Origin of the sequence: Acetobacterium sp. (genome assembly GCF_041752335.1) — a bacterium.
In the GTDB taxonomy this organism is placed as follows: domain Bacteria; phylum Bacillota; class Clostridia; order Eubacteriales; family Eubacteriaceae; genus Acetobacterium.
This window is the reverse complement of record NZ_JBGSHG010000042.1, coordinates 1-12835: the sequence shown is the minus strand read 5'-3', so window position 1 is coordinate 12835 and position 12835 is coordinate 1. Positions and strand designations below refer to the sequence as shown.

The window sequence follows — 12835 nt, the reverse complement described above, 5'->3', positions numbered from 1 at the left end:
GCTAGCCGTTTCCCAATTGCCCTAAGTTTTTAAATACACCAATTAAGAAAGAAGGAATATTTTTGGGAATCTCTAATACGCAACTCATCAAACGTTTCATACCATACTATCAAAAATACAAATGGATTCTGTTGTTGGATCTGTTTTGCGCCACCCTGACGACGGTCTGTGATCTGGTCCTGCCGCTGATCGTGCGGTTTATTACCAATACCGCCATCAATGACCTGGCCAGTCTGACGGTGGCGACGATTTTAAAGCTGGGGCTGGTTTATCTGGTGCTACGGCTGATTGATGCGGTGGCCAACTATTTTATGGCCAATGTCGGCCATGTCATGGGCGCTCAGATCGAGACCGATATGCGTCGGGATCTCTTTTCACACCTCCAGAAGCTGTCCTTTTCGTTTTACAGTGACACTAAAATCGGCCAGCTGATGTCGCGGATCACCTCAGACCTTTTTGATGTCACCGAGTTTGCCCATCATTGTCCCGAAGAGTTTTTTATTGCCGGCTTAAAAATCGGGATTTCATTTGCGATTCTGGGCTCGGTTAATATCTGGCTGACACTGATTATTTTTACCGCCCTGCCGGTGATGCTATTGACCACCACCTATTTCCGCAAGCGGATGCGTCGCGAAATGAAGCGCTCCCGGGTCAAGACCGGCGATATCAATGCCCAGGTGGAAGACAATCTGCTGGGGATCCGGGTGGTGAAATCTTTTGCCAATGAAAATATTGAAGAAATGAAGTTTGAAGTGGGGAACAGTCAATTTCTGGAAATCAAAAGGAAAACCTATCGCTATTTTGCCGGGTTTCAGACGACCACCCGGCTCTTCGACGGACTGATGTATCTGCTGGTAGTGGTCTGCGGGGGGATCTTTATGATCAACGGCGCCATTAACCCCGGGGATTATATTGCCTACCTGATGTATGTCACCACCTTGCTGGCTTCAATCCGCCGGATTGTCGAATTTGCCGAGCAGTTTCAGCGCGGCATGACCGGGTTTGAGCGCTTTATTGAAATTCTCGATGAACCCACCGAATACGAAAATCGGGCCAATGAGGTAGAACTGACCGATGTGGTGGGTGAGATCCGCTTTGAAGATGTCAGCTTTCAGTACAACGATGGCGGCGAGGCCGTGCTTTCCCATATCGATGTCGAGGTCAAAGCCGGGGAGAATATTGCTATCGTCGGGCCTTCCGGCAGCGGCAAAACGACCATGTGCCATCTGATTCCGCGGTTTTACAACGTCACCTCCGGCCGGATTCTGATTGACGGTCAGGATATTCAGAGCCTGACCCTGCACTCGCTGCGAACCCAGGTCGGGGTGGTTCAGCAGGATGTTTATCTTTTTTCGGGCACGGTTTATGAGAATATCAGCTATGGCCGGTCAGATGCCGACCGGGCCAGTGTGATTCAGGCAGCTAAACACGCCGGGGCCCATGAGTTTATTGAGAAGCTCCCCCAGGGTTACGATACCCATATTGGCGAACGGGGAATCAAACTTTCCGGTGGCCAGAAACAGCGGATCAGCATTGCCCGGGTCTTTTTGAAAAACCCGCCGATCCTGATTCTCGATGAGGCCACCTCGGCCCTGGATAATGAAAGCGAACGGATTGTTCAGGAATCCCTGAAAGAACTGACCCGGGGCCGAACCACCTTTACCATTGCCCATCGCCTGACGACCATCAAAAATGCGGACTCGATCTTAGTCCTCACCGAAGATGGGATCGTTGAAAAAGGCTCCCATGAGGAACTGCTCCGGGAAGAAGGCGTCTACTACGACCTCTACCAGATGTACCGGGAGCTGGATGAATTAAACGAAGAGTTTTAGCCGTTCATATTGCCACAGTTGTAGCCGGCCAGGTCCAGGGTGATGGTTTTGATGCCGAGGTTTTTCAGGGTATCAATCAGGGCCAGGCGGTTTTCGATGATGGCGGTAAAATCGCCGGGGTCGCATTCAATTTTAGCGGTCTCACCCAGCAGCCGCAGCCGGTATTGGCTTAAGCCCAGGGATTTGAGAAAATCCTCCCCGGCTTCAATGGCTGTCAGGGCTGCCGGGGTGATCGGGGTGTTAGTGGGAATCCGGGTGGCCAGGCAGGCCATGGCCGGCTTGGTGGCGGTGGGTAAGCCGTAATAAGCCGAGAGTTCGCGGATATCCTGCTTGGTCAGGCCGGCTTCTTTTAACGGACTGAAAACGCCCAGTTCACCCAGGGCTTTGATGCCCGGCCGGTAATCTTTCATATCATCCAGGTTGGAACCGTCCAGAATCACCTCGTAGCCATTGGCCCGGGCTGCATCTTTGATCTGGGTAAAAATGAATTTCTTGCAGTGGTAACAGCGATCGGCCGGGTTCTTGACAAAATTTTCCAACGAAAAAACATCGGCATCAATCACCAGCGGCACCGCCCCAATGGCTTTGGCCAGGGCCTGGGCTTCAGCAAATTCGGAGCCGGGCAGCATCGCGCCGTTGACGGTGATGGGCAAAACAGCCTCTCCCAGCACCTCAACAGCCACCTGCAGCAGCAGGGTGCTGTCGACACCGCCGGAAAAGGCAATGGCAACCTTGGGGAAACGTTGGATATTTTCTTTCAAAGCAACCAGTTTTTCGGAAAGAACTGGGGACAGGATCGTATTTATTTTCATGGCATCTCCTTGTATCTGTCTATTTGAATGGTGTGATTCTGATAATGGCTATATTATAACTCCTTAAGAGGGTTCCCCGCCAGTAAATATTTTGTTATAATGTTTACATTAAAGAATAGGGGGGTACTAAATGTCTGTAAAAAAAGCCATCTCACTGGGTGTCGGAATTGGAGTTTTATTTATCATCGTGTTAATAATATATGGGGTTACCAATACATTTAATCACACTAAAAGTGAGGATCATCTCGTTAAAGGTGTCGATTTATCCGCTTATCAGGGCGATGTGGACTGGGCGCTGCTAGCCGATCAGAACATCGATTTTGCCTTTATCAAGGCCACCGAAGGCGATGATTATGTGGATACTAAATTTAAGACCAACTGGGAAGAAAGTCAGAAAACCCAACTCAAGGTGGGGGCTTATCACTTTTTAAATTATGATACCACCGGCAAAGCCCAGGCCAAAAACTTTATCGATAACGTGCCGGTTTCAGCTCGGAACCTGCCGCCGGTGGTTGACCTGGAATTGTATGGGATCTACGAGGACAACGCCTTGCCTAAGGAGCAGGTCAAGGTTATCCTTGATGAATTACTAAAAGAACTGGAAGACAATTATGGGGTCAAGCCGATTATCTACACCACCCATCGTATTTTTAAAATGTATATCGGGACCGACTACAAAGACTATCCGATCTGGATTGTTGATCTGGATAATTACTGGCCGGATGCGCTGGAAAACGGAGAAATATTTACTTTCTGGCAATACAGCCATCGGGGTATGATGGATGGTTACGATGGTGATGAAACTTTCATTGATATGAACCTTTATAATGGCACCTACGCCGAATTTATTGATGAGTTTTTTTAAGAATAGAAAAAGCTGCCAAAATGGCAGCTTTTAGGGTTATCTGATTATTTTTACAGAAGCTATTTAATTATAGACTTGCTTTCCATAAACCATGAAGGTTACAATATTCATAGGCAGCAATGACCTTATCCCCAGGTGTTAAGGCAAATTCTGCTTTGGGAGCACCGGTTTCTGCCAGACATTTTCGCTGGCCGCCTTCGGTTGTTTCAAGGTAGACCCATTCGATATGATGTTCTGGAGTCATTGGATGGGGAACACTTCCGATATCGACAGTAACTGTGTTGCCATTAACGGCGATGACTGGTACGTGTTTTTCCTGAGCGGCATCTGTTGTATTGGCAACAACTTCTGTCATCGGATCCCCGCAGCAGATCATTTCCACACCAGATTCGTGAATCATACCCACAAAATTTCCACAGTGTTTACAGACAAAAAATTTTGGTTCTTTACACATAATAGACCTCCTAAGTCAATACTAATCTCTTTAGTTATATTCCCTATAAAAGAAGAAATAAACAGATAAGATTAATTCTTGATTATATTATAACACAAGATTTAAGAAAGTGAAGACACAAATTGTTAATTTTGGAAGGAGAGAAGCGCGGCTTCGAGAATAAAAATGGAAAAACAATGGCTTGTATGGGCAAGAGAATTACAATCAATCTCTCAGTCAGGATTGACCTACTGCAAAAATGATTATGACCTGGTCCGTTATCGTGAAATCGAAAAATTGTCGAGAGAAATCATCGAAAAGCATACCGAGGTTTCCCATGAGGTGATCAAGGATTACTATGTCCGGGAAGAAGGGTATCTGACGCCCAAGGTTGATGTTCGGGGCGGGGTCATTGTGGAAAACAGGATCCTGCTGGTTCGGGAAAAGGTTGATGGTCGTTGGTCTCTGCCGGGGGGCTGGGCTGATGTCAACCGGACGCCCCAGGAAAATGTTATCAAAGAAGCCTTTGAAGAAGCTGGTGTGCTGGTAAAACCAACCCGGCTGGTGGCGCTGCTGGATCGCAGCAAGTGGGTCCAGGATACCTGTCCCTATACTATTTATAAGATCCTGATGCTTTGCGAATTGCTGGAAGGGGATTTTAAATGCAATGCTGAAACCATTGAGAGCGGCTTCTTTGCCATGGATCAGCTGCCGCCGCTGTCCCTGGGCCGAACCACCGAAGCACAGCTGGCCCTCTTTTTTAAAGCCCACCAAAACCCGGAATACCATCCGGTTTATGATTAAAATCAAACAAAACCATAAAAACCGGCGATTGCCGGTTTTTATGGTTTATATTATACAACGTAAGAAGTTGGTATGTTGGTACAGGTAATGGGGGTGGTGATCATTTTAGAAACACCGCTTTGACCCTGTGTTTGTAAAGTTTCTTCCATCGATTTGTTGATCGGCAGTGCACCGGCAATCATGCGACCATCTTCTGAGGCCGGAAAAAAATTTCCGTTCTTGTCCAGAAAGGTGGCATAAACCCGGTATTGAGTCGCCCCGTCGGCGTCGACAAAAGTATAAAAGCCATCCTGACCTTCGACTGGTGTGTAGAAAGCAAAGGGGAGTTCACCACCATAAGCGGTGGTAATTCCGTTAGCCTTATCCACCTTGGTCAGGGGAGAACTGCTGTTTTTTAAGGCTAGATAAACGTTTTGCTCGTCGATCCGATAATCGACCTGATAAAAACCTTCGCCGATTAGGTGAGACTGGTCACCGTCGATGGATTCTTTTTTTCCGTAAACATAGTAAACCGGTTCCCCGGCGGTATTGGTAAACCCAAAGACACCAAATTGGACAGTGGTGGTAGCACCATTGGGATCATCAGGTATGGGATTGGTGATGCTTAAGATCGAATCGAGATGTAGTCCATCAGGTATGGTTGCTTTCGTAGGTAGGGTAATAAAGGTAAGATAGGCAGTGGTGCCGTCATCTTTGTCGCAACCGGCGGATAGTAAAACGATCAGGGAAATAATTATGATAGTTAAGAATCTTTTATTTGGCATGCCGTCGCTCCTATTTCATGTATGAGTATATTTTATAACACTTTTGGAACAATAGCAATCACACTTTAGTCACAATTATGTCCAAGATTCAAACTTTCCCTGTGATTATGATGTTTTTCGTTTAAAATGATAGCTATAGTTTGCTCGCGCGATATGAGTCGTGAGCAGACTTATTTAGCCAGCCGCATGCCTTCGCCTGATAAGATGGCGGCCACGTCGGCATCGCTAAGATTGAGATCAAACCATTGCTGATAATAGTCTTTGACGGTCTGAGTCAGATCCACATCGCCGAAAAGATCGGGATAAAAGGTAGTGGCGATAAATAAGGCGGCCATATGGGGTTCCATGGAACCGGGATGGCCCCAGCGGGTGACGCCCACTGGCAGGGTAGTGACCCGGTGCTCGGCCACGGCCTTTAGACCTGACCATTTGGGATCAGTGAGCATATATTTGCTGGCATTGATATCATTGGCGATGATGGCATCGGGATTCCAGCTGTAGATCTGCTCTAGGGTAGTCATGGTTTTTTCGGCATCGGTGATCAGGCTGCCGCCCTGGGTTGAGACGTTGATGATGCCGGCAGCAGCGGTGATCTGGCTGCAGAGATCCCCGGCCCGATCGGTTCGGGCGGCCTCATTGACGGCATGGTAAACCCGGGGTCGGGCCGATTCCGGCAGGCCGCTGACCCTCTGGGAAATCAGCGTTAGGGTTTGCTGGAGGAAGGCATTATAACCGGCGGCCCGCTCGTCCTGATTAAAAACCTGACCAGTGATGGTGATGGCTTTTTGAAGACCTTCCAGGCTGGCATAGTCGATGACCACCCAGGGAATTCCGGCTTTGTTGAGTTTTTCGATTTCCCCAGCATTTTCGGCGGTGCTTTGGCGCAGCAGCACCAGATCGGTATTGGTGGCCAACAATTCTTCAATATTTATGGCGCCGTCGTTAAACGGTACTGATATCGCACCGATATCCGACCTTTTATAGGCCATCAGCACATCCCGCTTGATCCCGTTGGGGATTCCGACGATCTTAGCTTCCTGCCCCAGCATCGCCATGATATGAGCGGTGGAGGCGTAAAGACAGGCCACCCGCTGGGGATCAGCCGGGATCACCACCTCTCGGTTCAGACAATCGACAATCGTTTTGGTCGGCACCGCCGCGGTGGGGTTTTGATTCTGACAGCCGCTGCTGATAGCCATCAACAGTGTGACCATCAGCAGACAGCAAAGCAGTAAGCTTGTTTTTTTGTGCATACAGTGTCCTTTCTTGATGAATAAATGTAGCCAGTCAGCGAAGGTTTTTTAACGGCACGATAAATTTTCGCTGAATTCCTTCTTCGTCAGTGGTGCCGGTGGTGGAGCTGATTTTAAAGACGTCTTTGAGAGTGTTTTTGGTAATCACCTCGGAGGGGGTGCCGATGGCTTCGATTTTGCCCTGGTTCATCAGCGCCACCCGGGTGGGTACCTCCGCATTTTCCAGATAAAAGGCCTGGTTGAGAAAATGGGTGGCCATTACAATGGTCAGTCCCTTCTCTTTGACCAGCCAGGTGATGATTTCCATCACCATCAGCTCGTGGCGAAAATCCAGATGGGCAGTAGGTTCGTCCAGCACCATGATGCTTGCGTCCTGGGTCAGAGCCCGGGCAATCAGTACCAGCTGCAGTTCACCGCCGCTGAGTTCGGTGTAGAGCCGTTCCGAAAAACCAGTCAAACCGACCTGGTCAAGGCTTTCCAGGGCCCGTTGTCGTTGGCTGGAGTCTGGCGAACCAAAGCCCCGGGTGGCATAGGTCCGGCCCATCACCACAATATCAAGAACCGTATAGGGGAAGGTTTTGGTGTGGCTCTGGGGAACATAGGCAATATGTTGGGCAAATTCCCGGGGTTTGAGCTGGGCAAGACGGATGCCACCTACTTCAATCGTTCCCTGTTGGGGCTGGTTGATGCCCAGGATACTGTCGATCAGGGTGGTTTTGCCACAGCCGTTGGGGCCGATAATGCAAAAAACTTCACCGGGGTGGACAGCAAAACTGATGTCCTCAAAAATCAGTCGGTGGGGGTTGTAACCAAAACTCAAGTGGTTTAAACGTAACAAGGCCATTACCAGCTCCTTCCTTTGGTTTTTTTAAGCAGGTAAATAAAAAAGGGACCGCCAATCAGGGCGGTGACAATCCCCAAAGGGATTTCGCCACCAGTGAGGCTGCGGCAGAGGGTGTCGCAGAAGATGACAAAACAGGCCCCCAGGGACATGCTGGCCGGCACCAGCCACTTGTTGTCATTGCCCACCAGCATCCGCCCCACATGAGGGATGATCAGTCCGATCCAGCCGACGATGCCGCTGACACAGACGGCGCCGGCGGTGGCCAGGGTGGCAAAGCCGATAATGGCAGCCTTATTGGCCATCACATTGATCCCCAGGGTGCGGGCTTCCCGATCACCCATGGACAGGACATTGAGGCGGTAACGCATGATCAGGATTCCGGCCATGCCCAGAACCATCGGGATCAGGGCCAGAAAGACATCGGCGGTTTTAGTTGAAGCCAGACTGCCCATCAGCCAGAAGGTGATGGCCGGCAGCTGGGTGGCGGCATCGGCCAGGTATTTCAGCAGCGAGATCAGGGCCGAAAAAATCGACTGGATAATGGTACCACCCAGCACCAGGGTGATGGTGGTGGAGGTGTTGTCGATTTTTCCGGCAAAATAGCTGAGAATCACTGCCAGGATCCCGAAGACAAAGGCAAACAAGGGGGTCAGAAAAACGGTGTTAAATAAAACAATGGCCAGAGCGGCCCCGAAGCCGGCCCCGGCGGAAACCCCCAGAATACCGCTGGAAACCAGGGGATTGCGGAAGAGACTCTGGAAGGCGGCACCGCTGGCTCCCAGGGCCGCCCCCACCATGGCCCCCTGAAAGGCCCGGGGCAAGCGGATCTGCAGAATCACGGTGGTAGTTTCGGAATTCAACCCGCTGCTGTTGCCGGTGAGTCCCTGCCATAGGGTCGAAAAGATATCCGTTAAAGAAACGTAATAACGGCCAATACAGATGGTCCCAAAGAAAAAGAGGACGGGAAGAGCGATCAGAATGATAGTGACAATCGTCTTTTTTTGTGGTGACATTTAGGCTTTTTTGCGTCTGACTATGACTACCCCAACGACAATTGCAATGGCCATCAGTCCGATGATGATCCAGGTGGTGTTGATGCCGGTGCTGCCGCTGGCTGTATCGGTGCTGGACTGGCTGGCAATTTCTGTTGTGCCGACGGTGGTAAAGGTCAATGCGAGGGGTTCAGTCAGGACATCCCCACTTTTGGAGCTCAGGGTGGTGTCAACCTTGATGGTGTAAACTGTACCTTCCATCAGGGGTTCTCCGGGCACGATGTTGATGAAATTTCGGAGATCCGGTTCCAATTGATCATCGGCCATGGTGATTTCGGCTTTGACTGGTTGATCCCCGGCCCAGAGGGTTACGGCCTTGAGATTGGTGTCCCGGACGGTCGCATAGGCTACGTTCTTGCTGAATTCCAGTTTGATCGGGGTATCCACAGCGATTTCGGTGGCCTTGTCGGCAGGAGTGGCGGTGACAATGGTCAGGGGTTCGGTGCTGCCACCGCCGCTGCCGTCACCACTGCCTGGGGCTGTGGTGGTCTCAGACGTTGTTTCAGTAGCAGTCCCGTTGCCACCACCGGACCCATCGCCGCTACCGCCGCCGGAACCGTCACCGCTGCCTGCCATCACGCTGCCGCAGCAACCAAAAGCCATCAGGCTGACCAGTAATATGGACAGCAATGTTTTTGAAAAGATAGTGTTTTTCATGTTTTTCCTCCGTAAATTTAGAATATGAGACATAAAAAATAAAGACCGGCTGGCCTTTATTAATTAATCCGCATTTGTACAGTAAAGGCTGTAACAACTGACAATTAATTAACTCCTTCCCAACGTGGAGGCATAAACGTTTCCATTTAAACCCTATCGGCCTTGATCCATAGTGTGTCTTTAGGAACAAAGGCTCGGAATTAATATTTTGCTTTAGCTGATGATGGTTAAATCCATTAGCTAACAAGTGTAAATATATGATAAATCAACCGGCTTGTCAACTCCGAGACGACAAGTCCTGATCTGGTTAGATCCGAACCGGATGGTTGATTTAAAAATCAGGAAATAAAGCTTTCATACAGCGGATGCCCGATCCAACAAAACGCCGGTAGCGGCAATTATAGCAGGAAACGGTTTCCTCAGCCAGCCATTCTTCTTCCACATCCGGCTTAAATTCGGGGCAGCACAATGCGATAGACTGAGCTTTTTTCCATTCGTCCATGGGAAGTTGGGTTTGATCAGACATAGAAATGATCTCCCAGTTTCCGGATTTCGGCTTTGGGCAGGGTGGCGTACTGATCGTTTTCGTCTTGGCGGACAAAAAGCACGTATTGGTTTTGATACAGTACCGTTTTGGTTCGATTACACATATTGACAAGGGTTGCATCCGCCAGGGGTTCTTTGGTTGACAGGTTTAACACTTGCTCGATTTCCGGCATGTTTTTCAGCTTGGAAACGGGATAGGTTTGGTTGATCGCGGCGTTTTTCAGCGCCCCTTTTATTTCGCCGTCGCATCCGAATAACCGTAGGCCTACCCCAGCCAAGGCTCCGATAATGCCCTGACCGGTGCCGCCATGTTCAGACAGATGCAGCTGATGGTTCTGGGCACAGATCATCGCCTCATCTTTGGTTAATATTTTTTTCTTGGCCTGGATGCCAAACTCCATTAATTCATCATAATGACAGCTTTCGTCATAGGCCAGCACGCAAAGGCCGGGGTCGGATCCGACTGCGGCAACAGTATCCAGATGATCGGCGGCTAGGCTGATGATGGCGGCCAGGGCATCGTCGGGGGCTTCGCCGTAAAAGCACATCGAGCTGTTATGAGAGGTATAGGGAATATCCTCGTGAATAAAAAGCTGGTGTCGGGTCACCAGCGAACAGGGACCATAGCCCTGGCGGATGAGTTTCTCCTGAATCTGTTCGGCGATAGTTCCAGTGCCGATGGAGTCCAGGTTGTCGGTATCATCAATGCAAAGGTAAAATTTCATAAGTGAAAACTCCTTGGTTTAGTTTACTGAATATAGACATTATAAGTGAAGTTATTGTAATTGTAAACTGTTTGGAAATGATGCTATAATGATAAGATCACGACTAAAATGAAAGAGAATGCCGATGACAAAAACGAAAATAGATAAAAAAACGTGGATGCTTGAGCATCTCAAAGATTTCTGGGAAGAAGCCAGGGAAAATAAAATCAAGGCCTTTGTTTATGTTTCCCTGCGGATTCTGGTGGTACTGGTCTTAATTGCTGAGATTTTCAACCGGAATTATAATAACGTGTTTCTCTGTGTGCTGACGCTGATCCTGTTCATGATTCCGAACTTTCTCAACAAGCGGATGAACATTGTTTTGCCCGGGACCCTGGAGATCATCGTGCTCTTGTTTATCTTTGGTGCCGAGATCCTCGGCGAAATCAATGAGTACTACCTGATTTTTGACCGCTGGGATGATATGCTCCATACCATCAATGGGTTTCTCTGTGCCGCCATCGGCTTCTCAATGATTGATATCCTCAACCGCAATGAAAAAGTGACCTTTTCGTTATCGCCGTTTTTTGTGGCGCTGGTGGCCTTCTGTTTTTCGATGACAGTGGGGGTAGTCTGGGAGTTTTTTGAATTTGGCATGGATATGTTTTTCCAAACCGATATGCAGAAGGATTCCATCCAGACCGTGATCAGTTCGGTGATCTTCAATCCCGAGGGAAAAAATGTGGCGGTGGTGATGCCCATCGAAAGTATGGTGGTCAACCAGGAGCTCTGGCATTATGGGGGTTACATCGATATTGGTTTGTACGACACCATGAATGACCTTTTTGTTAACTTTATCGGGGCAGTGACCTTTTCAATTCTCGGTTATTTTTATATTAAAAACCGCAGCAAGGGAAAATTTGCCAAGCGGTTTATGCCCCGCCGTAAAACAGCGGCAGAGATTTTGGCGGAACAGGAACACTACGAAAATAAGCATAACCATGATTTGTGAAAAATTACACAAAATTATCAAAAAAAGACTTTTATTTTGAATCTGAGTGTGCTATAATGACTTTCGTGGCCAACGGAAGTATCCTAGGTCACGCTGCGTGCCCTTAGCTCAGCTGGATAGAGCGTTCGGCTACGAACCGAGAGGTCGTGGGTTCGAATCCCTCAGGGCACGCCATAAAATGCAGTGTAATCCCATCCGCAAGTTTCTTGCGGATGGGTTTTTTTTATGTTTTAACCGAATTTTAACCGATAGAGATAACATTTGAAATTTCCTCAGTATCATAGAGTGCATCAATGAGTGATGCTATCTTTATTTTTTGTTGCTATAAAACATGGGTGTAGGTACCTAATGTGATATTCACATTACTATGGCCCAATCAGCCAGGACTTCTTTACAGTCGGGCACCAGAACTCACCAATATTGGCTTCATTAGAAAAATGCTGGTGACAGGAAGATGGGCACTGATGGCTGTATCAACAGGAAAATCAACAGGAGATCTTTTCCCAATTGTTTATCTATGTACGTGGAAAATTCCTGGGTTTTGATATGGCTCATTGCATTGCCTGGGAAAAGGGAATCAAGAGCCGGAATTTTAACGATGGTGCCAACCTGAACTACGAACCGGCCAGAAGTCTGGTCGGAGACGAAGTCGATTATGTGTTTAATTACAATCGGATCAAAGAATTGAAACCAGCTATGGCCAAAGCTTATCTGGATATTCTGTGTCTGGATATGATCTGCTTTAATATGGATCGTCATACCGAGTCACTTACTGAAAGAAATAGGCGGATGTTTCGGGTGAATCTGTTTTGATCTGGGAAAATGACTAGTCAATATACCTACGACCTGAAGGTCGGGGTTTTGTATTTCTAAGGGCACACAGTTAAGACGATAAGAAAGCCTTTTACAAAGATTGAATTTTTGTTTAAAAGAGTATGCCCATTCAGTTGCCCATTTATTGTCCAAAAGCTGTACGGCATTTTTTCCTTCGAGTGAAAAATTGGATAGTGGTATATCGCATTTATGATTCAGCAGTCTATAAAATAAAATACCTACTAAAGTCGTCTGTGATATGCTCCCCTTATAGTGGACAGTTTAAATAAAAAAACTGTTTATTAGGTAATTGCGAAATGAAAAAGATTTGGAGCTTAGAGAATCCGGGTCTAAGAACCAGGCAGAATTCATGAAGTCGGAAGTGAAACGGAACAACAAAACAATGAAAATATTGAAGAAGATGAAAAAATGGAACAAAAATAA

14 protein-coding genes, 1 tRNA gene and 1 riboswitch are annotated in these 12835 nt (G+C 48.0%); of the genes, 6 read left to right on the top strand and 9 right to left on the bottom strand.

Annotated elements, in window-relative coordinates; genetic code table 11:
* Nucleotides 1–68 precede the first annotated feature (68 nt).
* Complete coding sequence (locus tag ACEW8F_RS05685; protein ID WP_373482536.1) at nucleotides 69–1832, top strand: ABC transporter ATP-binding protein; 1764 nt, start codon at nucleotides 69–71, stop codon at nucleotides 1830–1832.
* Here the strand turns inward: ACEW8F_RS05685 and larE are convergent.
* On the bottom strand, nucleotides 1829–2644 hold the full coding sequence (larE, locus tag ACEW8F_RS05680) for an ATP-dependent sacrificial sulfur transferase LarE (RefSeq protein WP_373482506.1): 816 nt from the start codon (nucleotides 2642–2644) through the stop codon (nucleotides 1829–1831). The two genes, ACEW8F_RS05685 and larE, sit on opposite strands and share 4 nt — an antisense overlap.
* A gap of 130 nt (nucleotides 2645–2774) precedes the next feature.
* On the opposite strand from larE, the gene ACEW8F_RS05675 reads away from it, so the two are divergent.
* The gene (locus ACEW8F_RS05675; protein WP_373482505.1) at nucleotides 2775–3509 is read left to right on the top strand and encodes a glycoside hydrolase family 25 protein; all 735 of its coding nucleotides are present in this window, start codon (nucleotides 2775–2777) and stop codon (nucleotides 3507–3509) included.
* Between the two features lie 67 nt (nucleotides 3510–3576).
* On the opposite strand, the gene ACEW8F_RS05670 is transcribed toward ACEW8F_RS05675, so the two are convergent.
* A complete protein-coding gene (locus tag ACEW8F_RS05670; RefSeq protein ID WP_373482504.1) occupies nucleotides 3577–3963 on the bottom strand; it encodes a desulfoferrodoxin family protein in 387 nt (128 codons plus the stop codon).
* Between the two features lie 165 nt (nucleotides 3964–4128).
* Between ACEW8F_RS05670 and ACEW8F_RS05665 the strand changes: the two genes are divergently transcribed.
* Nucleotides 4129–4746, top strand: coding sequence for an NUDIX hydrolase (locus tag ACEW8F_RS05665; RefSeq protein WP_373482503.1), 618 nt, complete (start codon nucleotides 4129–4131; stop codon nucleotides 4744–4746).
* Between the two features lie 50 nt (nucleotides 4747–4796).
* Here the strand turns inward: ACEW8F_RS05665 and ACEW8F_RS05660 are convergent, their stop codons facing one another.
* The 7 genes from ACEW8F_RS05660 to ACEW8F_RS05630 form a co-directional block, all read right to left on the bottom strand.
* Complete coding sequence (locus ACEW8F_RS05660; protein ID WP_373482502.1) at nucleotides 4797–5510, bottom strand: hypothetical protein; 714 nt, start codon at nucleotides 5508–5510, stop codon at nucleotides 4797–4799.
* 170 nt (nucleotides 5511–5680) lie between these two features.
* The gene (locus ACEW8F_RS05655; RefSeq protein ID WP_373482501.1) at nucleotides 5681–6763 is read right to left on the bottom strand and encodes an ABC transporter substrate-binding protein; all 1083 of its coding nucleotides are present in this window, start codon (nucleotides 6761–6763) and stop codon (nucleotides 5681–5683) included.
* A gap of 34 nt (nucleotides 6764–6797) precedes the next feature.
* On the bottom strand, nucleotides 6798–7607 hold the full coding sequence (locus ACEW8F_RS05650) for an ABC transporter ATP-binding protein (protein WP_373482500.1): 810 nt from the start codon (nucleotides 7605–7607) through the stop codon (nucleotides 6798–6800).
* Entirely contained in the window at nucleotides 7607–8620 is a 1014-nt protein-coding gene (locus ACEW8F_RS05645) for a FecCD family ABC transporter permease (RefSeq protein WP_373482499.1), read from the bottom strand. The genes ACEW8F_RS05650 and ACEW8F_RS05645 overlap by 1 nt, the downstream gene beginning before the upstream one ends.
* Entirely contained in the window at nucleotides 8621–9316 is a 696-nt protein-coding gene (locus ACEW8F_RS05640) for an Ig-like domain-containing protein (protein WP_373482498.1), read from the bottom strand. It abuts the gene before it with no gap.
* Nucleotides 9317–9412: 96 nt separating this feature from the next.
* Nucleotides 9413–9528, bottom strand: a riboswitch (molybdenum cofactor riboswitch).
* A gap of 119 nt (nucleotides 9529–9647) precedes the next feature.
* Nucleotides 9648–9842 (bottom strand): hypothetical protein, encoded by a 195-nt coding sequence (locus tag ACEW8F_RS05635; protein WP_373482497.1) that lies wholly within the window; start codon nucleotides 9840–9842, stop codon nucleotides 9648–9650.
* Entirely contained in the window at nucleotides 9835–10587 is a 753-nt protein-coding gene (locus tag ACEW8F_RS05630) for a hypothetical protein (RefSeq protein ID WP_373482496.1), read from the bottom strand. Before ACEW8F_RS05630 ends, ACEW8F_RS05635 begins: the two co-directional genes overlap by 8 nt.
* A 124-nt stretch (nucleotides 10588–10711) precedes the next feature.
* Here ACEW8F_RS05630 and ACEW8F_RS05625 point away from each other — a divergent pair, with 124 nt between their 5' ends.
* The 3 genes from ACEW8F_RS05625 (at nucleotide 10712) to ACEW8F_RS05615 (ending at nucleotide 12391) form a co-directional block, all read left to right on the top strand.
* The gene (locus ACEW8F_RS05625; protein WP_373482495.1) at nucleotides 10712–11578 is read left to right on the top strand and encodes a hypothetical protein; all 867 of its coding nucleotides are present in this window, start codon (nucleotides 10712–10714) and stop codon (nucleotides 11576–11578) included.
* Between the two features lie 97 nt (nucleotides 11579–11675).
* Nucleotides 11676–11752: transfer RNA gene (locus ACEW8F_RS05620), tRNA-Arg, on the top strand.
* A 333-nt stretch (nucleotides 11753–12085) separates the two neighbouring features.
* On the top strand, nucleotides 12086–12391 hold the full coding sequence (locus ACEW8F_RS05615) for a hypothetical protein (protein WP_373482494.1): 306 nt from the start codon (nucleotides 12086–12088) through the stop codon (nucleotides 12389–12391).
* The last annotated feature ends 444 nt before the right edge of the window (nucleotides 12392–12835 follow it).

Bases quoted from the DNA above. Each gene is read 5' to 3' on its own strand.
- larE (WP_373482506.1), bottom strand. From the start codon at position 2,644: ATGAAAATAAATACGATCCTGTCCCCAGTTCTTTCCGAAAAACTGGTT.
- ACEW8F_RS05675 (WP_373482505.1), top strand. From the start codon at position 2,775: ATGTCTGTAAAAAAAGCCATCTCACTGGGTGTCGGAATTGGAGTTTTA.
- ACEW8F_RS05670 (WP_373482504.1), bottom strand. From the start codon at position 3,963: ATGTGTAAAGAACCAAAATTTTTTGTCTGTAAACACTGTGGAAATTTT.
- ACEW8F_RS05665 (WP_373482503.1), top strand. From the start codon at position 4,129: ATGGAAAAACAATGGCTTGTATGGGCAAGAGAATTACAATCAATCTCT.
- ACEW8F_RS05660 (WP_373482502.1), bottom strand. From the start codon at position 5,510: ATGCCAAATAAAAGATTCTTAACTATCATAATTATTTCCCTGATCGTT.
- ACEW8F_RS05655 (WP_373482501.1), bottom strand. From the start codon at position 6,763: ATGCACAAAAAAACAAGCTTACTGCTTTGCTGTCTGCTGATGGTCACA.
- ACEW8F_RS05650 (WP_373482500.1), bottom strand. From the start codon at position 7,607: ATGGCCTTGTTACGTTTAAACCACTTGAGTTTTGGTTACAACCCCCAC.
- ACEW8F_RS05645 (WP_373482499.1), bottom strand. From the start codon at position 8,620: ATGTCACCACAAAAAAAGACGATTGTCACTATCATTCTGATCGCTCTT.
- ACEW8F_RS05640 (WP_373482498.1), bottom strand. From the start codon at position 9,316: ATGAAAAACACTATCTTTTCAAAAACATTGCTGTCCATATTACTGGTC.
- ACEW8F_RS05635 (WP_373482497.1), bottom strand. From the start codon at position 9,842: ATGTCTGATCAAACCCAACTTCCCATGGACGAATGGAAAAAAGCTCAG.
- ACEW8F_RS05630 (WP_373482496.1), bottom strand. From the start codon at position 10,587: ATGAAATTTTACCTTTGCATTGATGATACCGACAACCTGGACTCCATC.
- ACEW8F_RS05625 (WP_373482495.1), top strand. From the start codon at position 10,712: ATGACAAAAACGAAAATAGATAAAAAAACGTGGATGCTTGAGCATCTC.